Raw genomic sequence first — 24,646 nt, forward strand, 5'->3', positions numbered from 1 at the left:
CCTATTTCTTATTTGAATCGATTTATTATATACATAATAAAAGATAATGCAATACTTAACACAATACATGCAATGATAGGAAAATAAAAGGTAACGTTACCTTTTTTCACAAAAATATCGCCTGGAAGCCTTCCAATGAACTTCCAAGCTAAGCCAACAACAATGAGTAAGATACCTGCTGTTATAAGCAATTTGGGCATCTCCGTCATACTTTTGGCATCTCCATTCCGAAATGTTCATATGCAAGCGGAGTTACAATCCGGCCTCTTGGAGTTCGTTGTAAAAAGCCAATTTGTAATAAATACGGCTCATATACATCTTCAATCGTATGAGATTCTTCTCCAATCGTTGCCGAAACTGTTTCTAACCCAACTGGGCCACCACGGAATTTCTCAATTATACCAAGCAGTAATTTATGATCGATATGATCAAGTCCTAATTTATCTACTTGCAGTAATTCTAACGCCATTTGTGTAATTTCCATCGCAATCGTTCCGTCACTGCGAACTTGTGCGAAGTCACGTACACGTCGTAATAGACGATTCGCAATACGAGGTGTACCACGGGCACGTCTTGCAATTTCTAATGCAGCTAACGAATCTATTTCAACTTCAAACACTTCTGCTGTACGTTCTACAATCGCAGAAAGCTGATCTACTGTATAGTACTCTAATCGTGAAAGTACACCAAAACGGTCACGAAGTGGTGCTGATAATGCACCTGCACGCGTCGTTGCCCCAACTAGCGTAAATGGAGGTAAGTCTAGACGTACAGAACGTGCTGACGGTCCTTTTCCAATAACGATATCAAGGCAAAAGTCTTCCATCGCTGGGTATAACACTTCTTCAATTGATCTATGCAAACGATGAATTTCATCAATAAATAATACATCTCCAGGCTGAAGTGCTGTTAATACCGCTGCTAAATCTCCTGGTCTTTCAATTGCAGGACCTGACGTTGTTCGAATGTTAACACCCATTTCATTGGCAATAATATTTGCCAACGTCGTTTTACCAAGTCCAGGTGGTCCATATAAAAGTACGTGATCTAACGTTTCTTCACGCATTTTCGCCGCTTCAATAAACACTTCTAAATTATGTTTCGCTTTATCTTGGCCAATATACTGACGGAGCGTCTGTGGCCGTAATGAATACTCTAAATCCGCATCTTCGTATCCAGATTCCCCTGAAAGGAGACGTTCGTCCATTATACTCACCTCTTACCATTTAGTAAAAGACTAAGTGCCTTTTTGATATACTGATCCGTTGTAAGTGATTCTTTTAATAATTCTGGTACAACGCGAGAAACTTCTCTCTCTGCGTAACCAAGTGCTCTTAGTGCTTCAAGCGCCTCATCAAGCTCAGTTGATGAACCTTTCTTCTGATCAAAACTTTCGGCATCTGAGAACAGATCAACAAATGCATCTGGCACGACATCTGCTAGTTTTCCTTTTAAGTCTAAAATCATTTGGCGTGCCGTTTTCTTTCCAACACCTGGGAATTTAACTAAAAACTTCTCATCTTCATGTTCAATAGCTTGAACAACCTGTCCTGTTTGACCAGAAGCTAGAATTGCAAGAGCACCTTTTGGTCCAATGCCAGACACACCTAACAACTTTGTAAATAATAAACGCTCTTCACGTGTCTTAAATCCGTAAAGTGCCATAATATCTTCTCTCACATAATGATATGTATAGACACGAATTTCTTGCTTACTTCTTTGAAATACATACGGATTTGGTGTGAAAATTTGATAACCAATTCCATTATGATCAATTACGACATATTCCGGTCCTACATACTCCACGTAACCTGTAACATATTCAAACAAAATACGATCTCTCCCTCTCAAATCATGTATTCCATTTTAACATATTTAACAATAGAAAAGCGAGAATGCCCCAACAAATGTTCTCCATTTGAAACTTCTGTTATTTTCCATTGACAGAAAGTATAAAGCCCCTTAATATACAAATGTCGATAATGATTATCAATATTAATTAAAGGGGTTACATCAGGATGAAACAAAAGCTATTTATTTTATTTACTATTATGCTAGTTGTTCTTTCTATCGTTGGCTGTTCTTCTCAAAAAGAAGAATCAAAAGCAACAGAACAACCGAAAACGAAAGTTGTAAAACACGCTAAAGGGGAAGCAACAATTCCAGTTAATCCAAAGAGAATTGTTGATTTATCTGGATCAACAGAGGAATTATTAATCCTTGGACATAAACCTGTTGGTACAGCAAACACATATAAAGATAAAATCCAAAATCACTTAACAGACAAACTAGACGGAGTAAAAGCAGTCGGCTGGTACTGGGCGCCTAAAGTTGACCTAGAGGCTGTTACTGCTTTAAAACCAGACTTAATTATTTTAAACAATCGTCAATTGAAAATTTATGATCAACTAGAAAAAGTTGCACCGACAGTTGTTCTAGAAACAAATCTAGAAGACTGGCGCGATAAGTTTAAAGAAGTAGGTAAACTATTTGACGGAGAGAAAAAAGCTGATAAATGGATTGCAGACTACGATAAAAAAGCAGAGTCTTTATCTAAAAAAATTAAAGAAAAAACAAAAGATGAGAACTTTATGTTCGTTGCAGTAACACCACAAAACTTCCGTGTATACGGTAGCTTCGGATATGGTGACATACTCTTTAACGATCTAAAGCTTCCAGCAACAAAAGGTACAGATTTAAAACAAACGATGGCACAAGTATCACTAGAAGGTCTTGTTGCATTCCAGCCTGATCAAATGTTTATTGTAAACTTCGGCGGAGAAGCTGATAAAGTGTACGAAGACTATAAAAACAGTGCCGTTTGGAAAGATAATAAAGCAGTAAAAAACAATCACGTATATGAAGTATCAAATGAATCCTTCAATACGAAAGCATTCAATCCAATCGGAAAAGATATGCTAATTGATGAAATTGCAAAAGAAATTTTAGCTAAAAATAAATAAAAAAAAGCAGCTCACCATGAGCTGCTTTTTTTCTTATTTTGCACTGCGTACTGCTTCATTTTTTCGATTGTCTTCACAAAACCTTCTTTTGATTTTATGCGAATACCACGTTTCAATTTCGCACGCTCATAACTCTCAAGCTTTTTCATATCAATTTGAAAGAAGGAGTGGATCGCGTTATCACTTTTCGGTACCCCTTTGAAAATTTGCAATATCCCTTCCTCTGAAACACCAAAATAACCGCTCGTTTTCAGTAAAGGAGAAATATCATCAACTTTCTTTTGTAATACAATTTGTACATCATCACGATCAACAAGTTGCCATTCTTTATATTGCTGCAAAAACTTTTCTAAATCCGCTACTTTTTCTGTCAGTATTTCCTCACTTACTTCTCCATCAACATACATGCGCTCTAATAAAATTGTAACTTGAGGTTCTTTTTCTACTACTTCTGCCCTCACATCGGATCCATAAGCTAAGCAAAACATCATAACGAAAGCTTGCAATGCAATTAGTATCCATTTCATTTCCGTTCACCTCTTCTAGGCAAAATCATACTTTCATTTGTAGTTTTTCCGGAAATGGGGGTTTTATCCCTAATTCATAGATTGCTCCCATTAAGACTTATAGAGTCCAATTATTTCTACCTATTTCGAAACATATTGATTATGTGAAAGCTTTTTTATATCTTTATTTGATTGTACCGTTGCTATATAAACCCCAATTAATACGATTATCATCCCAACTATTTGTTGCCACGTAACAGCTGCTCCATATAATACGACTGATATACCAGTAGCCACAATAGGAGTTAGAGTTAGATTTAAATACATACTCGCTTTGCTTGCACCTAGCTCTTCTACTCCTTTATTAAACACGATATATCCAATTAACGTTCCACATATGACCATATACAACATTTCTATCCATCCTTGTAAAGAAAGCGTTAAAACCTTTCTCCATCCATCTTCATATAGAGAAAGGCCTGCTAAAAACACAGTACCTAATACCGTCATACTCATTGTAATTAACAAAGGGGATATGCCACGCATAACTTTTTTTCCTGTTAAGCTATATAACACCCCACAAATTAAAGCCGCTATAAATAAAAGATCTCCCTTATTAAATGACAAAGACATAAGTATATTCATTGAACCACTCGTAATAACAACTATTACACCGATAAGGGACAAAATTAAACTTATTCCCACTTTTATACTCCAAGACTCTTTAAAAAATAATATTGCTCCCAATGTTACAAAAACGGGCATTGTAGCAATAATAAGTGAGCCATTCATAGTGGAAGTATAGTTAAGTCCCATAAAGAAAAAAACATTGTAGCCAAAAATACCTGTTAGTGATACAAATAGCAACCCTTTCCAATTCTTTAATAACAAACTTGTATTCCACTCAGATTTCATAAAAACTATGCCTATTAAAATACAACCAGCTAAACCAAAACGAATTGTTGCCGCGGTAATCGGTGGAATTTCAGTAATAACATGCTCTGCTGTTGCAAAAGATCCACCCCAAAACAAAGGAACAAGTAACATAATTACATACATACGGTTTATTCTGTTCATTTTTATTACCCCTTTCATGTAAACAAGTTTAAAAGTTTAAACTTGTTTACATGTTAGTTAAAAAAAATTAATAATTTGACTCTATTGCTTGAAGTAAATCCTTTACCTGTTTTAAAAATTCTCCGGCTATTATAGAATAAAAAATTTCTTTTCCATTTCGATCCGCTACAATTAGTTCTGCTTGTTTTAAAATTTTCAAATGATGTGAAACAGCTGGTCTAGAAATCCCCATTTCATCTGTTATTTGTGTTACATTCATCTGTTTGTTTTCTAATAACAACATAATAATTTGCTGACGATTCGCATCTCCTAGCGCCTGAAATATAGGTGTTACGATCTGAAATTTTTCTAACACCACTTCCGTATTTCTACATTCAAAATTCTTCATATTCTCTTCATCCCAACCTTTTACACCTGAAATACATGTAATATATTACCACCCAATAGTAACCCTTTCACATACACTTGTAAATAACTTTATTTTCTGACTTTAAAGCAATAAAAAAAGAGAAGACCGGATTCTGCAGTGACCCCTGTCAAGTAGACAGTATTTAAAAAGCGCAACTAAGCAACCTGAGTTCTATATTTATATGGACTCAGGTTATTTAATTTCTTTTGAAATCTTTGATGATTATAAAAGTGCATATATTTACGCACGGCAAGTTTGACCTCATTCGCTTTATGGAAGGAGTGTAAATGAAAACACTCTGCCTTAAAGTGACTGAAGAAGTTTTCCATACAAGCATTATCCCAACAGTTGCCTCTTCGAGACATACTTGCCTTCATCTGATATTTTTTAAGTAATTGATTATATTGACGAGATGTATACTGGGACCCTTGATCACTATGTAAAAGGATTCCCTTCACATTTCGTTTTTTCTTTGCCTTTTTCAGTGTATCTAACACAAGTTTCAAGTCGTTTCTACGACTGGTTTCATAGGCAACAATTTCATTATTGTATAAATCCTTAATAGCGGATAAGTACAAGCGCTGTCCATTGAAAATCAAATAGGTAATATCGGTTACCCATTTCTCATTCGGTTTTGAAGCTTGAAACTCCCTATTTAGATGGTTCTCTGAAATCACATAAGCTTCTTTTTTTCCGTAATAAGGTCGTTTTTTCCTAATTACGGCTTTGATACCTAGTTCACGCATCAATCTTTGGATGCGCTTATGATTCAAATAAAGGTTATATGTGGCTTTCAGCCACACTTGTATTCTTCTATATCCATAAATTCCTCTTAATTTTTTATGACACGCCAATATCTTTTTCTTAATTTCGATATCCTCTGATTGTTTTTTTGAAGGCGTCGTATGCCGTTTTATCCATTTGTAGTACCCACTTCTGGTTACACCAGCAATATCGCATAGAATGGTCACTGTATAACCTGTTTTTGTCATTTCATGGATGACTTCGAATTTTTTCGTTTTGGATACGACTTTCATTCCTCCTTTTACATCCCTAAGAGCTTTTTTAACATTTCATTTTCCGCTTCTAATCGTCTGATCTTAGCTTCTGGATCTTCGGGTCTAACCCTTGGTCTACCTAAACCTGGTCCTTTCGCTTTACCGCGTTTTTCTTCTAGTCCTTTGATTCCTTCAGCTTCAAAGTGTTTCACCCAACGACTTACAACCGAGTGATGAATACCTAATTCTTTCGCAATGTTTTTATAACTCATGCCGTCTTTTAAGTATAAATCTATAGCTTGTTTCTTAAATTCTACATCGTAAGTGACTCTAATTTTCCCCATAAAAAATCCCCTCCATAGTAAACAGGGTAATGCGCTTTCTTTTTCCTGTCTACTATAAGGGGATCATATCATTCCTCCATTCTTCTCTTTGCATTTGTATAAAATGAAAGACGCCTGCAAAGCAGGCGTCTTGATGCGTTTACGGCGAGAGACCAGGCGACCACATTCGCGTGTTTAGCACTTAAGCATATCTCTCGACTTACGTAAATTAGCTCATCGCTTTGCTAATATAACATTAATAAGATAAAAGCGCAACATGTTTCTAAACATATTTTTCTTTCTCTTTTCATCCAATCGAAGTATATGTAAATTATAAATGGATAAATGTAATGTATATATTACAATTAGTATAACAGCGAAATCATAATAAACAGGAGATGAATACTTTGAAAAAAATTAAAGATGAACGCCTCATTCTTCAAACGTTAAAAAACATACGTATTGCCTTTCTCTTTCAATCACTTGGGATAATCGGAATTTTAGGCTATATCGGATTTTCTGAAGGAATCGATCAAATTACAAAATCTCCATTATGGTTATTATTTATACTTACAAGTATGTTACTTAGTTATTTACAGTTAAGCGTTTCAATCGATGTAGAAGAAAACGAAAAAGAAATGAAGTTAACTCCTTATTACAAAATCGTCTTACGCTCTCTTATTATTGGAATTATTATGGCTATTATTTATATCATTTTCAGTCCCGAGAGACCGCTGTTTGAGGCTATCCTTACAGGTAGTGTCCTCTTCGTATGCTTTCTAGCTTCTTATTCCATTAGTTATTTCATTAAAAAACGTCGTTTAGCAGATAAAGACGAATAAAGAGGAAGGGCTATCCCTTCCTCTTTGATTTGTTATCGTACTGTACCAGTCAGACCGTAACGAATGTCTCGGAACATATTTGTTATGTCACGATTGAAATCATTTGTAACTGTACCATTACGTAGACGTGTACTCATTGCATCGACACGAGTAAACATGTCATTTCTTACAGAGACGTACACATTTCTGTTTCCAACTTCATTCACAACAGCTTGACGAATTTCGTTTGCCATTGCTGTTTCATCTGTCCCTGTATTACGTGGTTTTACCGCAATCGCTACATCGTTTCCATATACAACTGTAGAAACTCGCTCTACGTTATTCATACGTTTCACACGATTCGTAATTTTTTCTGCAGTTTTACCATCATTGTTAATGTATGAATTGTTCATTGTAATATTACGTGTTGGATGCGGATTAGCAATTTGTCCATTGTAATTTACATCACGATAATAATTAGATCCAGTACCGTTTCGGTAATCATACATGTTTCCATTTCGGTATGTTACATAATCTGTATAACCGTTACGCGTTACATTATCACGATTTGGATGTGTATCATTATAAGATGTACGCTCGTAATTATAATTACGCCCGTCCATCGCAGTTTTCTCTTTAGGTGTACCACATGCAGCTAACGCACTGGTAACTAACAAAGAAGCAGCAATAACTTTTACTTTCGTATTCAATACAAAAACCCCCCTTGTTAGAATGAACTTCTCTTTCGAAAAGCTCCCCCTTATGATGAGTAATAGAGAGGTTTTTTACACTGTTAATATTTCACTAGGAATTTTCTAGCATTTAATGCAAATTCACCATATTCCTGACCATCACGAATACAAAAAAGGCGGGAATAACCCCACCTTTTTTAAACTTCCTCTTCATCCTCTTCTTCTGAAACTGGTTCTCCAAATACATTTGGTGGATCTGGCTGATAATACATCGTTCCTGGCTGCGGTGCATATGCTGGCTGAGTCGGTTGATAATATAAAGGATTGGCGTATTGTGGTCCACCTGGCTGAGGACTATATAACCTACTCTCTCCTCCGCACCCACAATCTTCTTCCCCTTGCACAAGTGGTGGCATATTATTATCCATTGGCATCATATTTGGATTTGGCATAGAAGTATATTGTGGCAGCATTTGATTGTATGGATTTTGTTGCTGATAATGCGGATATGGCGGCATCATTGGCTGTTGATATGGCATTTGATATGGCATCATATTCGGTGGTTGATTGTTATCCATTATTGGCATCATGTTCGGCATTTGATTGTTATCCATTATTGGCATCATGTTCGGCATTTGGTTGTTATCCATTATTGGCATCATGTTTGGCATTTGATTGTTATCCGTTATCGGCATCATATTTGGCATTTGATTGTTATCCATTATCGGCATCATGTTTGGCATTTGATTGTTATCCATTATCGGCATCATGTTCGGCATTTGGTTGTTATCCATTATCGGCATCATGTTCGGCATTTGATTGTTATCCATTATTGGCATCATGTTTGGCATTTGATTGTTATCCGTTATAGGCATCATGTTTGGCATTTGATTGTTATCCATTATCGGCATCATGTTCGGCATTTGATTGTTATCCATTATCGGCATCATGTTCGGCATTTGATTGTTATCCATTATCGGCATTATATTTGGCATTTGATTGTTATCCATTATCGGCATTATATTTGGTATTTGATTGTTATCCATTATCGGCATTATATTTGGTATTTGATTGTTATCCATTATCGGCATTATGTTTGGCATTTGATTGTTATCCATTATTGGCATCATGTTTGGTATTTGATTATTATCCATTATCGGCATTATATTTGGCATTTGATTATTATCCATTATCGGCATTATATTTGGCATTTGATTGTTATCCATTATTGGCATTATGTTCGGTACTTGAATATTAGGCGGTATTACTTGCGGGATAATAACACTTTCTTTTGATACGTTTGGTGAGACTATGTTCCCTATATTCTCTTTCTTCACTTGCGGCGACACTATGCTTCCTACATTTTCTTTTTTCACTTGCGGCGACACTATATTCCCTACATTCTCTTTCTTCACTTGCGGCGACACTATGCTTCCTACATTTTCTTTTTTCACTTGCGGCGACACTATGCTTCCTACATTTTCTTTTTTCACTTGCGGCGACACTATATTCCCTACATTTTCTTTTTTTACTTGCGGTGAGACTATATTCCCTACATTTTCTTTCTTTACTTGTGGTGAGACTATGTTCCCTACATTCTCTTTCTTCACTTGTGGTGAGACTATGTTCCCTATATTCTCTTTTTTCGTTTGCGGAGAAATGACGTTGTTAGGTTTCATTTTATTAATTTGAGGAGCAATTAACTCGCTTCCCTTTTTTATTACATCTGAAATTTTATATTCTTTTTTCGCTTTAATTGGTGGTTGCGGTGGCTGTGGCAATACATTAACGGAAAATTTAGTGTTCTCCTTCGTAGTTGGCTTTTGTTTTTCTATAACAGATGGTTTTTGAATAATTGACGGTTTTTCAACTGGTTTCTCTTTTTGTACTTCTTTTTGTGGCTGCACCTGTACTTCTTTTTGTGGTTTCACTTGCATTTCTTTTTGCGGCTTCACCTGTATTTCTTTTTGCGGTTTTACCTGCATTTCTTTTTGCGGCTTTACCTGCATTTCTTTTTGCGGCTTTACCTGCATTTCTTTTTGCGGCTTTACCTGCATTTCTTTTTGCGGCTTTACCTGCATTTCTTTTTGTGTTTGTTGCATAGCTGGTTGCTGTGTAATAGGTACTGATTGGTACATAATTTCATCTTCATCTTCTATTCCAAGTGGAGTTGGTGTTGATGCAAACTCTTTTTGCTGTACCTCTTTTACATATTGTTTCGGGGGCGCTGAACCCGATCCAGTCTGTTGTTTCACATGAACGCTATTCGATGGCACTTTAATTTTCATCCCTGGCATAATTAGGTCTGGATTGCTAAGCTGTGTATTTGTTTTTTTTAGCGTCTCAAAATCCACTCCATACTTTTTTGCAATTTTCCAAAGGGTCTCCCCTTTTTGGACGATATGAATTTTCAAATTTTCCCCCTCCTGTATAACTTATCTATAAGTAAAAAACACTTTGAAGTAACACTTTCTAAACAACATTAACTTCTTTTACTTCTTTTACTTTTATCACTTCTTCTATTTTCAATATGATTCGAAGTGGAATAAGCATAGAAAAATCGCAATGATTTCCTCAACACAATGTATGCCTCTTTCATTCTTCTTATGATTATATGTACGAAAAAAAGCAACGGAAATTCCGCTGCTTTAAACACGCTCTAACATACGATTTAATGCAAAAACTGCCTCTTCTGTTACTTGTTTCTCTACACGAATAACGTTAATTTGTTCTCCTCTTTCTATGTTCTCAAGTACCCATAATAGGTGAGGTAAGTCAATTCGGTTCATTGTTAAACAAGGACACATAAACGGATTTAGCGAAATAATTTCTTTATCAGGATGTTGCTGAATAATTCGGTTCACTAAATTCATCTCTGTACCAATCGCCCACTTACTTCCCGCTGGAGCAGCTTCAATCATATCAATGATATATTTCGTCGATCCTGCATAATCGGAAGCGGCAACAACTTCATAACAACATTCAGGGTGAACAATAATATTCATATCCGAATGATTTTTTCGCACATTTTCAATATTTTTCACAGTGAAATTTTGATGAACAGAACAATGGCCTTTCCATAAAATCACTTGAATTTCTTCTATATCTCCATCGTACTCTAACGAATCTGTATGCGGGTTCCACACTGCCATTTTCTCTAAAGGGATACCTAAATCATACGCTGTATTTCTTCCTAAATGTTGATCTGGTAAAAAAACGAGACGCTCTTTTTGTGTAAACGCCCAAGACACCATTTGTTTTGCATTGGAAGAGGTTACTGTTGCCCCTCCATTACGACCGCAAAACGCTTTGATCGCAGCTGTTGAATTTACATACGTTAACGGAATCATCGTATCCCCAAATAATTTCGTGAGCTCTTTCCACGCTCTTTCTGTTTGTTCAATATCTGCCATGTCTGCCATAGAACAGCCGGCACGCATATCTGGTAAGATGACAATTTGATCATTTGTCGTTAACATATCTGCCGTTTCTGCCATAAAGTGCACACCACAAAACACAATATATTTTGCCTCTTTATTACTCGCTGCAACTTGCGCGAGTTGCAGTGAGTCCCCTACTGCATCTGAAAATTGTACCACTTCATCTTTTTGATAATGGTGACCTGGAATAAATAGTAATGCCCCCATTTTTCCTTTAATTTCACGGACACGCTCCTCCATCTCTAATGTAGACATCGTTTGATAACGCTCTGGTAACATTACTTCAATCGGCTGAACCTTCTCTAAAATACTCATTTATGATCCTCCCCCTCTAAATCACTTTCATTACGCCTCAATGTTAAAACTAATATCGAGTGCTTTTACCGAATGTGTTAACGCTCCAAGTGAAATATAATCTACCCCTGTTTTTCCGTACTTCGCTAAATCTTCAATTGTAATGCCGCCTGACGCCTCCGTAACGATGGCACTTGGTACAATTTTTGAGAACTCACGAATTTCATCTGGCGTGCGATTATCGAACATAATAATATCTGCGCCGGCCTCTATCGCTTCTCTCACTTGCGCCTCTGTCTCTGTTTCGACTTCTACTTTCACCATATGTCCCAATCTTTCTTTTACCGATATAACAGCTTTTGTAATCGAGCCAGCAAAAGCAATATGATTGTCTTTAATCATGACACCATCATATAAACCGAATCTGTGGTTAAATCCACCTCCGCACACGACTGCATACTTATCAAACATACGTAGTCCTGGCATCGTTTTTCGCGTATCACAAATGCGTGTATGACTGCTATCTAAAGCAAGAACTGCCTTACGTGTCATCGTCGCTATCCCGCTCATACGCTGAATAACGTTTAATATAACGCGCTCTGCCGTTAATAATGATGCGATTGGGCCTTGCACGGTTGCAATTATTTCACCTTTTTCTACAAGATCCCCATCTTTTTTATGAAGCTCAACTTCAATTCTCTGATCAATTAATTTAAATCCTTCTTCAATTATTAAGCGTCCCGCAAAGACCCCTGTATCCTTCGCAAGAAACGTTCCTTTCGAAAGTAAATTGTTTGGAAAAATAAGCTGAGATGTTACATCTCTTTCCCCTATATCTTCTAGAAAAAATCTATTTAGTGCTTCCTTAACTTTTAACGTGTTCATAAAACCCCTCTTCCCCTATTAAACAAGTTGTAGTTTTTTTCTCACTCGAACAATTTCTTCCCTTACTTTATTTCTTTTTGGATAATCAATGCGATAATGGCCACCAATACTTTCTTCTCTTTCCAAAGCTGATACTGTTATAAGCTCACAAACTGTTAACATATTAATAAGCGTTATCTCATCATTTGTAAGAGCATCATATTGTAATATCATATTTCGCACACCGTACCTACTAAACCATCTCTTTGCATATGATAAATTTTTCTCTGTTCGCACAATGCCAACATACTTCATCATGTATTCCTGTATTTCTTCTTTCAACGGTAAATCATTAAGAGCTATAAAGCTTTTTTCTCTCTCTTCTGGCAGACTTTTTCTTTCTTGTGCTGGTTTAGCTAAAATGTGTTTTCCAATTCGTCTTCCAAACACAAGACCTTCTAATAATGAATTACTCGCCAATCTATTCGCACCATGAACACCATTACAAGCCACTTCACCGACTGCATATAAATTTGAAATAGACGTCTCCCCGTCACAATTCGTCTTCACGCCACCCATATGAAAGTGAGCACCAGGTACGACTGGAATACGCTTTTCTTTTATATCCACACCATTCTTTTTACATAATGATGAGACGGTCGGAAAACGTTGTTCAAAGTTTTGAATGGTTTCGATGTTTAAGTACACTTTTTCACCCGCAAGAAGTTGTTCATGAATAGCCCTTGCCACTACATCACGCGGTGCGAGATCTTTCCCGGGATGTATATCCATCATAAAACGCTGTCCTTTTCCATTTATAAGGACAGCTCCTTCACCACGGACTGCTTCAGAAACGAGACCACAACATCGCCCGTCCACGTATAACATCGTCGGATGAAATTGTACAAATTCTAAATCAACAAGTTCTCCCCCAGCTCGATATATCATCGCAAGTCCATCGCCTGTAATTGTCTCATCATTCGATGTAAAGGCGTACAAACCACCTATTCCTCCTGATGCTAACACCGTATTATCAGCATAGTAATGCTTCAGCTTCCCTTCACTATTTCGCGTTAAAGCTCCTATGCATTTATTATTTTCTATAATAAAATCGAGCACCATTTCATGCTCAACGAAAGTAACGTTCGGAACTACTTCTTGTATTAAATGCTCTAATAAATTTTTACCAGTTGCATCTCCTCCCGCATGTAAAATACGCCGTTTTTGATGCGCTCCTTCTTTACCAAGGTGGAGCCCTTTTTCATCCCCATCAAATTTCATTCCATTTGTAATAAGCTTACTTATTTCTTTAGGTCCCTCTTCAACTAAATAACAAACTGCTTCTTCGTTGTTATAATGGCAACCTGCCACTAATGTATCTTCAAAATGCCCACTCGGATCGTCATATGTAGCAACAGCTGCTGCAATTCCTCCTTGAGCTAAATGTGTATTGTTATTACATCCTGTTTTTTTTGTGATAATTATCACATTCTTCTCGTGACAAAGCTCCTTCGCAACACGAAGCGCTGCAACGCCACTTCCAATAATTAAGACATCTGCACTTGGCATAATTATTGCCTCCTACTTTACACTTTTCAACTGTCTTGACACCTATATTTACATAGTTTTAAAATAATGACAAGAGTTTTTTTACAATTCTTATTTTCATTATCATTCTAAGAACGAAAATTAATATCACTCTTACTAAAGAGAGGAAATTATATAATGATATATCTTGATTACGCAGCAACAACACCTATGAGCGAAGAAGCTTTAGAAACATATATAGCAGCGGCAAAAACATATTTCGGAAATGAACAAAGTTTACACGATATCGGCGGAAGCGCATCATCTTTATTACAAGTTTGTAGAGAAACGTTTGCAGAAATGATTGGGGGTAAGGAACAAGGTGTATTCTTTACAAGCGGCGGTTCAGAATCTAACTACCTTGCGATTCAATCCCTTCTAAATGCTAGAAATGGAAAGCACATTATTACGACACCTATGGAACACGCATCGATTCGAAGTTATTTTCAATCCTTACAATCGCAAGGTTATACTATTACTGAGATTCCTGTCGATAAAAGTGGGATAATTCATTTAGTAGATTTAGAAGCAGCTATTACAGAAGATACTGCTCTAGCAAGTATACAGCACGGAAACTCTGAAATCGGGACCGTTCAAAACATTGCAGAGATCGGGGCACTTTTAAAAAAATATAATGTTTTATTTCATTCGGATTGTGTTCAAACGTTTGGTAAACTTCCAATAGACGTTACAGCGATGGACATTGATAGTCTCTCTGTTTCAGCCCATAAAATATACGGACCAAAAGGAGTTGGAGCTTGCTATATAAATCCGCAAGTTCGCTGGGAACAAGTATTTCCGGGAACTTCTCATGAAAAAGGCTTTCGCCCTGGTACAGTGAACGTTCCTGGAATTGCTGCTTTTTTAACAGCCGCAGAGCATATATTAAAGAATCAAAAGGAAGAAGGCTTTCGTTTTAAACAATTACGATCTTATTTTTTAGAGCAATTGCAAACAATTCCGCTAGAAATTGAAGTGGAAGGACATTCTACAGCTTGTTTACCACATATTATTGGGGTTACAATAAAAGGAATAGAAGGTCAATATACGATGTTAGAATGTAATCGACATGGTATTGCCGTTTCAACTGGTAGTGCTTGCCAAGTCGGTAAACAAGAACCTTCAAAAACAATGCTCGCAATTGGAAAAACGTATGAAGAGGCAAAACAATATGTCCGCTTTTCTTTCGGACATCACACAACGAAAGAACAAATTGATACAACTATTCATGCACTACACACAATTGGAAATCAATTTTATAGAGGTGTTAAATCATAATGAAACAAAATGATCAAAAAAAGATTTTAGGCGAAGAAAGACGACAACTCATCCTCGAGTGGCTTCTCGCTGCAAATGAACCGTTATCTGGAAACGAACTATCTAAAAAGACAAACGTAAGTAGGCAAGTTATCGTTCAAGACATTTCCTTACTAAAAGCACGAAATGAACCAATTATTGCGACTGCACAAGGGTATTTATATTTAAAACCACAAACAAGGCAACAAGCTTTTGAACGCGTAATCGTATGCCAACACAAACCAGCAGAAGTACGTCAAGAGCTTACCATGTTAGTTGACCACGGCGTTACGATTAAAGACGTAAAAGTTGAGCATCCTGTATACGGTGACTTAACAGCATCAATTATGGTAAGTAATCGCTTTGATGTAGAGCAATATTTACAAAAAATCGAAAACACAAACGCTTCCTATCTTTCACAACTAACAGATGGCATTCACTTACATACAATTGAAGCAGATTCTAAAGAGAAATTAGATGCCGCTTGTGATGCACTGGACCGCGCTGGATTTCTCGTTTATTAATGTAAAGCACAGAGTTTTTTATCATTCTCTGTGCTTTTTTTAATGTTATAATATTGTAATCAATTGTAAAGGGGATCAAATATGGGAATTGAACTCGTTCACTTTAGCACCGGTAAACCGAAACAAATGAAATATGGCGAAGATAAAGAAATGATTACTGGTATATGTAAAGAACTTACAGAAGAAGCTTTTCTCTCAAAAGATGGATTCCGTGGTGATGACGTAGCGGATTTAAAACACCACGGCGGACCTGACCGCGCCGTTTGTGTGTACCCACACGAGCATTACGCACTATGGGAAGAGGAATTTCAAACAGCGCTCCCTGCTTCCACATTTGGCGAAAACATTACCGTAACAAATATGTTAGAGCGTGACGTATGCATCGGAGATACATATCAACTAGGCGAAGCAATCATTCAAGTAACACAAGCTCGCGTACCTTGTAGTACAATTTCAAAACGTCTCGGTATTCCTGGCATTTTACCACGCATTGTAGCAACTGGATTTACTGGCTACTTATGCCGCGTTCTTCAAGAAGGTACTGTACGTAAAGATTCTAAAATTACATTACTAGAGCGTCCATCAAACAATGTATCTGTTTTGTTCTCTAACGAAATCTATTTCCATAATAGAAAAGATAAAGATGGCATTGAAAAGATTCTCGCTGTCCCTGAACTAGCGGATATTTGGCGTGGTCAGTTAGAGGATCGTCTTGCGAAGTTAAAATAAATAATCCCACCTTCTGCAGGTGGGATTTTATTAATCTAGCAAAATTATTTCTGTTGATTCAATAGAATAGACAGCTTGCTCTGCCCCAAACTGATAATACGTTTGAATTAATTTCATACATAACCGTTCTAAAAGTTTACGCGAAGGTATATTAGCCATTTGTGTTACTGCAATTACTTTTGATAAATGTAATTCCCGAAAACCATACTGAATTACAGCTTGAACAACTTCTGTTGCATAGCCAACTCCCCAGTACATCGGTAAAAATTGATAAGATACTTCAATATCTTTATTAACATCATTTGGATCGAGCGATACTACTCCCAAAAACGCTTTTGTTTCCTTCTCTTTAACAATCCAATACCAACAGTTTTCTTCCGGATGCAACATATCATTCAAAACATCTCTAATCGACTCTTTTTCACGCGGTCCACCAAGATATTTTCTCACTTCTTCATTTAAATATAGTTCTTTTATACTTTCGTAATCTAATTCATGAACTGGATTTAATAAACAACGTTTCGTTTCAAGCAAGTTTAACAGCCCCCTCACATCTTACAACCAATAAGAAGAATAACTCCCCAATACAGTAACAGAAAAACCAAGTGCTTCAAGTTCCATCGTTACGCCTGGCAATAATACGTCATCGTATGCTTTATCGACATCGATTAAGAAAAAGTAATTTCCAAGACCTGTTTTCATCGGGCGCGATTCAATTTTGGATAAGTTTAATTTTCTCCATGCGAAAGCTGATAACACTTGATATAGCGCTCCCGCATAATCTGCAGGTAACGTTATCATAAGCGTCGTTTTCTCGCCGCGATTTTCTCCGTTATTCGGGAGTACTGCTTTCCTTTTCTTATGGAGAACAAGGAAACGTGTATGATTGTTTTTATGCGTATGAATATCACGTCTTACAATTGTTAATCCGTACTTTTCTGCCGCTGCTTCATTTGCAATGGCGGCGATTTTTTCTTCAGGATGTTCTTTCACATATTGTGCAGCGGCACTTGTTGATGTCATATCTCGAACGGTTACCCCTTTTAATTCTTCATTTAAAAATTTATGACACTGAGCGATAGCATGTGGATGAGAATGCACTGCATATACTTCTTTCCATACTTCTGCATAATGTGGATGCACGAGTAAATGCTGCTGAATTGGTACTGTAATTTCTCCTACAATGGAAAGTGGTTGCTCATGTACGAGGTAATCAACCGTTATATTTACTGAACCTTCAATCGCATTTTCTAACGGTACAACTGCAAAGTCTACATTTTCATTTGCAGCTGCATCTATACAATCTGGAATCGTTCGGTACGGCACATGCTCTGCTTCCGGAAAAAAACGACTCACCGCCATATTTGTAAATGTTGCCTCTGGTCCTAAATATCCTACTCGAATCATCGTCTTTTCCCCTCTTTTTCGTTTTCTTACTGTTATACCATACTTTTTTATATTCTTCTATGTAAATTTCGAATATTAAAAAAAGACTAGTCTTCACTAGTCTATATGTTTTCTATATTCTCTTTGAGCGAAGAAGAAATAGATGATACATGCAGAGATATAAAACAGAATGAACAAGCCCACTTTTCTTAATGAACCGTCCATAAAGAAAGTATTATGAAACGTATATAACGCAACAGCACTATGCATACTTCCTACTATAATAGGCGCAAAAAATAACATACATAATTGCCAACGAGAAATTTTCCATACTTCTTCCTTCGTCATTCCAAGTTTAGATAGTGCTCCGTACTGCTTTCGATCCGATGCAATATTATGGAACCATTTAAAATATACGATACTACATGAAGTGAGAAAGAATAATATACTAATGAATGAACCTAAAAATAGAGTAATATCGCCGCCTTCTTTCATATTCACATATAACTCCATATTACTTCGAAATGCATCATTATTATCTTGTTTCATATGTTTCCGTAAATCTTCATTTAATTTCTTCGTATTTTCAATATTTGGTAATGTGTAGCCTCTATATATCATTTTTTCAGAATCCGGAATTGTATTTGCTATACTGTCAAAATCCGCATCATTCATGACGAAGAACAGACCATTAATGTGCGCAGGGTGATAGTTAAATTGTATCCCTTCTTTCTGACCGTTAAATGCGAATTGATGCATTTGATTCATTACTTGTAATTGAATCTCTTTTTGATTATATACATTCGGATGATTGCGTTTATTATAATAAACAAGTGTAATTGTTCCTTTTTTAGGATAATATGTTTTCTGTTTTTGTTTTCTCGCCTCTTGATTATATTCACTTTCCTTTATAAGCGGTGCCGCTTCTGTTTCTCCCTTATTGGATTGAAAGGATGCATACACTCCAACAAAACTCATAAATTGAAAATCATCATACCCATATTGATGTAGTAATTTTCCAACCGCCCCCTCCTCAAAAACTTCATGGGAAGAAGCACCTTTTTCTATGTATGAAAATGAGTGTACTCCTCCGTCCCGCCACATATCTTGCATACTAGAAAAATATAAGAACACTGTACCTGTTGCTGTAACTACAAACGTCGTTGCCATAGACAGCATGAAGAAAAAGCGACCATTTTCCTTCATGCGATGTGATAATTGATTCACTATAAATAAATACGGATATGTATACATAATCTTTTTATTTCGTTTTAGCATTTCTAATATTTGTGTAACGCCGTGTGTAAATGAGAAATACGTTCCAAAAGAAATTAATATAACAACAGGAAAAAAGTATAATGCTATCGTTGTCATCGTCACTTGTAGCGCTAACGCATATCCCGTCCCTAAACAAGCAAAACCGAATAAACAAAGCCATTTTGATGTTTTCCTCTCTCGTTTATCTGTTCGAAATTCTTTTAATAACCGTATGATTTTTATATTCCATATACGTAAAGCACTTATAAAAGATAACAGAACAAAGACGAGCATATATGTAACAAACGTTACACCAACCGCTCTCATGTCAAATATGACAGGGAGTTCTTTCGGAAGATGAAGTAACATACTAAATACCATAAAAAAGAGTTTCAAAAAAATCATGCCAAGCCCAATACCGAAAATATTAGCGAAAATTCCGATCAATATTTGCTCGGTCATAATCACTCCTATTACGTTAGATTTCGTTGCTCCCATTAACATATATAACCCTAATTCTTTCTTACGTGCTTCTATAAAAATAGAAGTAGAGTACAAAATAAATATAACGAAAAAAGAAATAATTATAACATTACATATGATAAGTCCCCAGCGTACATTTTGATACCACATCGTCTCTTGCATATACGGATGTACAATAACAGACATATATGCAAAAGACGCAAATATTGCAAAACAACTACTTAAGAAAAACACTTTATAATTACGCCAATTTCCCTTTATATTTTGTAGCGCCAGTTGCCAAATGTTCATCTATCGTCCTCCTGTACCTTACTACATAGGTAAAAAGCTAGAGGTTCCCCTAGCTTTTCACGTGTTTTAAATATCCTCTTTGCGCGATCATAAAGTAAATGGCAGAAGCTAAAATATAAGCCCCTATTACAATCGCACCTGATTTCCATAAATCGATATAAAGCATTTTCCCTAACGTATGAAGAGCAAATCCACTATGAATTGTACCGATTAAGATTGGGATAAAGAAGATAACGCCCATTTGCCGAATTGCAATTTTACGGATTTCCTTATCAGTCATACCAATTCTTTTCAATGACTTAAATTGAATACGATCTTGTTCTTTATCGTTAAACCATTTAAAGTATGTCATGCTACAAGCGAAGAAGAAGAACAATACTGCTACGAAGAAACCGATGAACATTGTAATTGCTCCAGATTCTCTTATATCTTTATAAGCAAACACTGAATTTTTCAGTTCTCCTTGCTTTTCTGGTGCAATTTGCTTTTTCAAATCTAGCACAAGGTCTTCCGTACTTTTCCAGTCTTCAATATAATAACCGTAATATTTCGTCTTTTCTTCATCTGGTACGAGCTTTGCATACTTCTCAAAATCTTGATCATTCACAATGAGATATTCGCTATCGTTAAAAACAGAATATGACGTTGGCTCATTTAATTGAACAGACTGCTTTTGTCCATTAATTGTAAATTCATACGGTTTCGTACGATCTATTTTCATAAGTTCATTTGCTGCATCAACCATAACCATCGTCGCACTACCTGGCGCATTATGAACCTCTGTAATTTGCTCTTTCTTTTGTTTACGCACTTCTGCGTTATATTCTTTTTCTGAAATAATCGTCATTGGTACTTCACGTTCACTGTTAAACAACATTATTTTCTGTGTTGCAGGTAGTTTTACGTAGGTTACTTTTCGTGCATCTTCAAACCCATGTTTTTTTACAATCTCTTGTACTTTTTCTTCATTAATAAGACTATGCGTATTTAACCCCTTTTCCTCATATGAAATAGCATGCGGCGTAAGCTCTACCGTTTTTGCACTCATATTTTCATAATATACATAAAGCGTACCAACTGCTGAGGAAACAACCGCCGTAATAATAGAAATGATAAATAGAAAACGAGCATTATCTTTCATTTTATAAATAAGATTACTAAGCACGAACATATTTGGGTACGTATAAAAAGATTGTTTTCTTTTTTGCAATGCTTTTAATACGACTGTACTTCCTTGCGTAAATAGTAAATACGTTCCGCCAATGGTCAATCCTACAATTGGTAAGAAATATATAATAAAATTCATAATTGTTACTTGGAAGCAAAGGACATATGCAGCAATGATACATCCTATACCGGCTACACATAACCATGTAAATGCAAACGGCTCTATTTTTTGTTTTCTTGCTTCTCTTAATAAATCAATAATTTGTAAGCGTCCTACTGTCCAAACACTAAACAATGATAGTATTAAAAAGAGGATAAAGTATATACCAGCTGTAATAAGAACTGCTTTTCCATTCCACACAAGCGGCAGTGTTTTATCAATTTTTAGTAAGACACTGAGTGCTTGGAAGAAAAGTTTTGAACAAAGCATTCCAATCCCAATACCTACTACAATGGCAATACTACCTAACATCAGTTGCTCTAATATAATCATTCGGCCGAGCTGAGACTTCGTTCCACCTATTAATGTTAATAAACCGAATTCTTTTTTTCTTGCTCGTAAAAACGTTGAATTCGCATATAAAATAAAGAGTGCTGAGAAGATGACTACGATATAATTCATTGATTCTAACCCTTTTGTAATCATCGTCTTCATACTAATATTACCGCTTACGACATCTGGATGATAAATGAAGGAAGCGTACATGAAAAATACGACAATCGATAAACAACTACTAATAAGGAACGCTTTATAATTACGCCAATTTCCTTTTACATTGTTAAGCGCGAGCTGGCGAAAGTTCATGATATTCCCCCCCTAGCATCGCAAGTACGTCCAAAATTTCTTGGAAAAAGGCTTGTTTCGTTCTTCCTTTATGTATTTCTGAGAAGATCTCTCCATCACGTATGAAGAGGATACGTTCACAATAACTAGCTGCTACCGGATCATGCGTTACCATTGCAATCGTTACTTTCTTTTGCTCATGTAAATCTTGAAGTGCTCCCATTAATGATTTAGCTGACTTAGAATCTAAGTTTCCAGTTGGTTCATCTGCTAAAATTAACGTCGGCTCATGAATGATCGCTCTCGCTGCTGCTGCACGTTGTTGTTGTCCTCCCGATACTTCGTATACTTTTTTATTTAAAATTTCTTCGATGTTTAAAAACTTCGCAATTTCCAGCACTTTCGCATCAATTTCTTTTACAGACTTCTTCGCCATTACAAGCGGCAAAATAATATTTTCTTTAATGGATAACGTATCAAGTAAGTTGAAATCTTGGAAAATGAATCCTAAATGTGTACGGCGAAATTCCGCCAATTTTGCAGCACGCATTTGATTAATTTCTTCACCATTTACAAGCACATGACCTGAAGTTTGCTTATCAATTGTCGCTAATAAATTTAAAAGCGTTGTTTTACCGCTCCCTGAAGGACCCATAATCCCTACAAATTCGCCTTCTTCAATTTTAAAATTTATATCGTTTAAAGCAGTCGTCGCTACTGAACCTTTTGATTGATATACCTTCGTTAATCCCTTTACCTCAAGAACACTCATTTCTAATCCCCCTATGTGTTTTCTTCTTACATTCACTATAAGAAAAATAAGAAAAAGAAACGAGTGATTTTCCTTACAAAACGTTTTGTTATCTTACAGTTTTGTCATTTTTCTCATTAATGTATGATATTCTTCATCTTTTGCAAATTGGAACGTAAAAGTTGTCCCTTCTCCTTCAGCCGATTGAACATACATTCTATGATGTAAATTATCGCAAATTTCTTTCGTAATATATAAGCCCATTCCAGTCGCTTCCCTCGTTTTACGGCCGTTTACCCCCGTAAAGAATGGGTCAAATATACGCTTTACATCTTGCTCTGGAATACCGATTCCATTGTCCTTAATATGTAATAGCACCTTTTGATCTTTCTCTTCAATTTGAAATTGAATTTCTTTTTTCCCTGCTTCTGAAATTTTTGTATACTTAATTGCATTCACAACAATTTGGCTCATAGCGATACTAAGCCACTTTCTATCAGACGCAATCATACAAGTCTCTTCTTCAAACATCATTTTCGGAAATACAGAAGATTGAATGAACGACTTTCGATTTTCATTAATAATATCTCGAATGACCTCTATAACATTTACTACTTCTACTTTATAATCTTTCGAAAACTGATCTAACCTTGCCATATGTAACGCTAAATCTAACCCATTTAAAATACGGTTATTTTCTTCACGAATACTTTCAATCGTTCCCCTTGCTTCACGGTGTTCCTTACCATATTTCTGTAACAATAATTCAATAACGGATACTGGTGTTTTCATTTGATGGATCCATTGATTCATAAAAATCATTTGCTGTTGCTCTTTTGCATGCTGCTTATGAACCTCATTCATATATTGCTGCCTTAATAGCGTAAACGCTTCAACAACCAGTTCTTGCTCTGACGTATAAGAAGTATCGATAAGTAAAGAGTCATGTAATGTATGTCCACCGGCAATATACTGTTCTATTCTCTTTAAAAACACACTCCGTTTTCGGTAATCGTAAATAAGGTATACACTAAACACAACTGTCCCTAATAAAAGGCCGTATAGCCATGTACTCCAGTCCAGCGAACGCTTTTCTAAAAGACTTTGCAACTGCAATACGAGCCCAAACAAACAAAGGCTTATAATGTAAGAAAGGATTAAGGAAAAACGGTCTATGAGGTAGCTTTTAACCTTCATGCCCTTCGCCCCACTCAGTAAGAAGAGCATAACCGTACCCACGCTTTGTGACAATTGCATTTTTAATGCCTAACTCCTCAAGTTTCTTCCTTACACGCTTTACATTCACAGTTAATGTATTATCATCAACAAAAGCTACTTCATCCCATAAAGCCTCTAACAGCTCTTCACGTGTTACATATTGGTTCGCTTGTTTCATTAAACATTCTAATAAATAAAATTCATTTTTTGTAAGTTCAGTTTGTTGCCCTTTCCATTCTACTGTGTGCTGTGATGGAAATAATAACAATCCATTAACACCTAAACAATCACTTTCCGCGGCCAAAGCATACTCACCATATCCGCGGCGAAGTGCACTCTTCACCTTTGCCATTACGATATCTAAATGGAACGGCTTTGTAATATAATCATCCCCGCCATTCTCAATCGCCATCACTTGATCCATTTCCCCTGTCCTTGCAGAAACGAAAATAATTGGCGCATTCGATACAATGCGGATTTGACGGCACCAGTAGAAGCCATCAAAGTATGGTAAATTAATATCAAGTAACACAAGATGAGGACTTACTTTTACAAACTCATCTTTTATATGCCGTAAGTCGCTTACTCTAAAAGATTGATATCCATACCTTTCTAAATGCTCCTCTAATATCTCTGCAATTTTTTCATCATCTTCTACAATTAATATTTTATACATGTCCCTTTTCTCCCCATAAAATATTCTCCTAAAACCACTCCTTTTTCTATTATAAATTGAAACTTTAATCAATGGGGATTTTTTCCTATATTGACTTATGGTTCGCCTAT

At 36.2% G+C, this 24,646-nt stretch carries 24 protein-coding genes and 1 pseudogene; 5 read left to right on the top strand and 20 right to left on the bottom strand.

Translation table 11 applies throughout. The features are described from left to right. Positions 1-8: 8 nt before the first annotated feature. From KPL75_RS08795 to ruvA, 3 genes are read right to left on the bottom strand one after another with little or no spacing between them, the layout of a single operon-like run. Positions 9-209: a DUF2905 domain-containing protein gene (locus KPL75_RS08795; protein ID WP_219920381.1), complete on the bottom strand. Its 201-nt coding sequence runs from the start codon at positions 207-209 to the stop codon at positions 9-11. Further along, positions 206-1,207, bottom strand: a complete 1,002-nt coding sequence (gene ruvB, locus KPL75_RS08800; protein WP_000344470.1) for a Holliday junction branch migration DNA helicase RuvB — start codon at positions 1,205-1,207, stop codon at positions 206-208. The genes KPL75_RS08795 and ruvB overlap by 4 nt, the downstream gene beginning before the upstream one ends. Before the next feature lie 5 nt (positions 1,208-1,212). Further along, positions 1,213-1,830: a Holliday junction DNA helicase RuvA gene (gene ruvA, locus KPL75_RS08805; protein WP_002112013.1), complete on the bottom strand. Its 618-nt coding sequence runs from the start codon at positions 1,828-1,830 to the stop codon at positions 1,213-1,215. Between the two features lie 188 nt (positions 1,831-2,018). Here ruvA and KPL75_RS08810 point away from each other — a divergent pair, with 188 nt between their 5' ends. Continuing rightward, positions 2,019-2,963, top strand: a complete 945-nt coding sequence (locus KPL75_RS08810) for an iron-hydroxamate ABC transporter substrate-binding protein (protein WP_219920382.1) — start codon at positions 2,019-2,021, stop codon at positions 2,961-2,963. An 11-nt stretch (positions 2,964-2,974) separates the two neighbouring features. Here the strand turns inward: KPL75_RS08810 and KPL75_RS08815 are convergent, their stop codons facing one another. The 5 genes from KPL75_RS08815 to KPL75_RS08835 form a co-directional block, all read right to left on the bottom strand. Next, entirely contained in the window at positions 2,975-3,490 is a 516-nt protein-coding gene (locus KPL75_RS08815; protein WP_097830581.1) for a BofC C-terminal domain-containing protein, read from the bottom strand. Between the two features lie 120 nt (positions 3,491-3,610). After that, on the bottom strand, positions 3,611-4,546 hold the full coding sequence (locus tag KPL75_RS08820) for a DMT family transporter (RefSeq protein WP_219920383.1): 936 nt from the start codon (positions 4,544-4,546) through the stop codon (positions 3,611-3,613). Between the two features lie 67 nt (positions 4,547-4,613). Next, on the bottom strand, positions 4,614-4,934 hold the full coding sequence (locus tag KPL75_RS08825; protein ID WP_219920384.1) for an ArsR/SmtB family transcription factor: 321 nt from the start codon (positions 4,932-4,934) through the stop codon (positions 4,614-4,616). Positions 4,935-5,110: 176 nt separating this feature from the next. After that, complete coding sequence (locus KPL75_RS08830; protein WP_219917553.1) at positions 5,111-5,992, bottom strand: IS3 family transposase; 882 nt, start codon at positions 5,990-5,992, stop codon at positions 5,111-5,113. A gap of 8 nt (positions 5,993-6,000) precedes the next feature. Beyond that, on the bottom strand, positions 6,001-6,297 hold the full coding sequence (locus KPL75_RS08835; protein WP_016096828.1) for a transposase: 297 nt from the start codon (positions 6,295-6,297) through the stop codon (positions 6,001-6,003). 386 nt (positions 6,298-6,683) lie between these two features. Here KPL75_RS08835 and KPL75_RS08840 point away from each other — a divergent pair, with 386 nt between their 5' ends. Continuing rightward, a complete protein-coding gene (locus KPL75_RS08840; RefSeq protein ID WP_219920385.1) occupies positions 6,684-7,118 on the top strand; it encodes a branched-chain amino acid ABC transporter substrate-binding protein in 435 nt (144 codons plus the stop codon). Between the two features lie 32 nt (positions 7,119-7,150). Here KPL75_RS08840 and KPL75_RS08845 read toward each other — a convergent pair whose 3' ends face one another. The 5 genes and pseudogenes from KPL75_RS08845 to nadB all read right to left on the bottom strand — a co-directional run bounded on the left by KPL75_RS08845 (position 7,151) and on the right by nadB (position 13,956). After that, positions 7,151-7,807: a YhcN/YlaJ family sporulation lipoprotein gene (locus KPL75_RS08845; protein ID WP_219920386.1), complete on the bottom strand. Its 657-nt coding sequence runs from the start codon at positions 7,805-7,807 to the stop codon at positions 7,151-7,153. 2,239 nt (positions 7,808-10,046) lie between these two features. Continuing rightward, a pseudogene (safA, locus tag KPL75_RS27795) lies at positions 10,047-10,203 on the bottom strand (SafA/ExsA family spore coat assembly protein); the annotation flags it as partial. Positions 10,204-10,437: 234 nt separating this feature from the next. Continuing rightward, entirely contained in the window at positions 10,438-11,544 is a 1,107-nt protein-coding gene (gene nadA / locus KPL75_RS08855) for a quinolinate synthase NadA (protein ID WP_219920388.1), read from the bottom strand. A 30-nt stretch (positions 11,545-11,574) separates the two neighbouring features. Beyond that, on the bottom strand, positions 11,575-12,408 hold the full coding sequence (nadC, locus tag KPL75_RS08860; protein WP_219920389.1) for a carboxylating nicotinate-nucleotide diphosphorylase: 834 nt from the start codon (positions 12,406-12,408) through the stop codon (positions 11,575-11,577). A gap of 18 nt (positions 12,409-12,426) precedes the next feature. Then, on the bottom strand, positions 12,427-13,956 hold the full coding sequence (gene nadB / locus KPL75_RS08865) for an L-aspartate oxidase (protein WP_219920390.1): 1,530 nt from the start codon (positions 13,954-13,956) through the stop codon (positions 12,427-12,429). A 153-nt stretch (positions 13,957-14,109) separates the two neighbouring features. Here nadB and KPL75_RS08870 point away from each other — a divergent pair, with 153 nt between their 5' ends. From KPL75_RS08870 to KPL75_RS08880, 3 genes are all read left to right on the top strand, one after another. Continuing rightward, entirely contained in the window at positions 14,110-15,252 is a 1,143-nt protein-coding gene (locus tag KPL75_RS08870; RefSeq protein WP_219921085.1) for an IscS subfamily cysteine desulfurase, read from the top strand. Continuing rightward, a complete protein-coding gene (locus tag KPL75_RS08875; protein ID WP_002122754.1) occupies positions 15,252-15,794 on the top strand; it encodes a transcription repressor NadR in 543 nt (180 codons plus the stop codon). The genes KPL75_RS08870 and KPL75_RS08875 overlap by 1 nt, the downstream gene beginning before the upstream one ends. A gap of 81 nt (positions 15,795-15,875) precedes the next feature. Beyond that, on the top strand, positions 15,876-16,523 hold the full coding sequence (locus KPL75_RS08880) for an MOSC domain-containing protein (RefSeq protein WP_219920391.1): 648 nt from the start codon (positions 15,876-15,878) through the stop codon (positions 16,521-16,523). 30 nt (positions 16,524-16,553) lie between these two features. On the opposite strand, the gene KPL75_RS08885 is transcribed toward KPL75_RS08880, so the two are convergent. From KPL75_RS08885 to KPL75_RS08915, 7 genes are all read right to left on the bottom strand, one after another. Then, positions 16,554-17,057: a GNAT family N-acetyltransferase gene (locus KPL75_RS08885; RefSeq protein ID WP_219920392.1), complete on the bottom strand. Its 504-nt coding sequence runs from the start codon at positions 17,055-17,057 to the stop codon at positions 16,554-16,556. A 21-nt stretch (positions 17,058-17,078) separates the two neighbouring features. Continuing rightward, positions 17,079-17,930, bottom strand: coding sequence for a prephenate dehydratase (gene pheA, locus KPL75_RS08890; protein ID WP_219920393.1), 852 nt, complete (start codon positions 17,928-17,930; stop codon positions 17,079-17,081). Positions 17,931-18,026: 96 nt separating this feature from the next. Beyond that, positions 18,027-19,940: an ABC transporter permease gene (locus KPL75_RS08895; protein ID WP_219920394.1), complete on the bottom strand. Its 1,914-nt coding sequence runs from the start codon at positions 19,938-19,940 to the stop codon at positions 18,027-18,029. 49 nt (positions 19,941-19,989) lie between these two features. Further along, positions 19,990-21,912: an ABC transporter permease gene (locus tag KPL75_RS08900; RefSeq protein ID WP_219920395.1), complete on the bottom strand. Its 1,923-nt coding sequence runs from the start codon at positions 21,910-21,912 to the stop codon at positions 19,990-19,992. Continuing rightward, a complete protein-coding gene (locus KPL75_RS08905; protein WP_070144986.1) occupies positions 21,887-22,663 on the bottom strand; it encodes an ABC transporter ATP-binding protein in 777 nt (258 codons plus the stop codon). Before KPL75_RS08905 ends, KPL75_RS08900 begins: the two co-directional genes overlap by 26 nt. Positions 22,664-22,756: 93 nt before the next feature. Further along, on the bottom strand, positions 22,757-23,839 hold the full coding sequence (locus tag KPL75_RS08910; protein WP_219920396.1) for a HAMP domain-containing histidine kinase: 1,083 nt from the start codon (positions 23,837-23,839) through the stop codon (positions 22,757-22,759). Further along, positions 23,829-24,536, bottom strand: coding sequence for a response regulator transcription factor (locus tag KPL75_RS08915; RefSeq protein WP_002112034.1), 708 nt, complete (start codon positions 24,534-24,536; stop codon positions 23,829-23,831). Before KPL75_RS08915 ends, KPL75_RS08910 begins: the two co-directional genes overlap by 11 nt. Positions 24,537-24,646: the final 110 nt, after the last annotated feature.

The organism is Bacillus sp. NP247 (assembly GCF_018966865.1).
In the GTDB taxonomy this organism is placed as follows: Bacteria; Bacillota; Bacilli; order Bacillales; family Bacillaceae_G; genus Bacillus_A.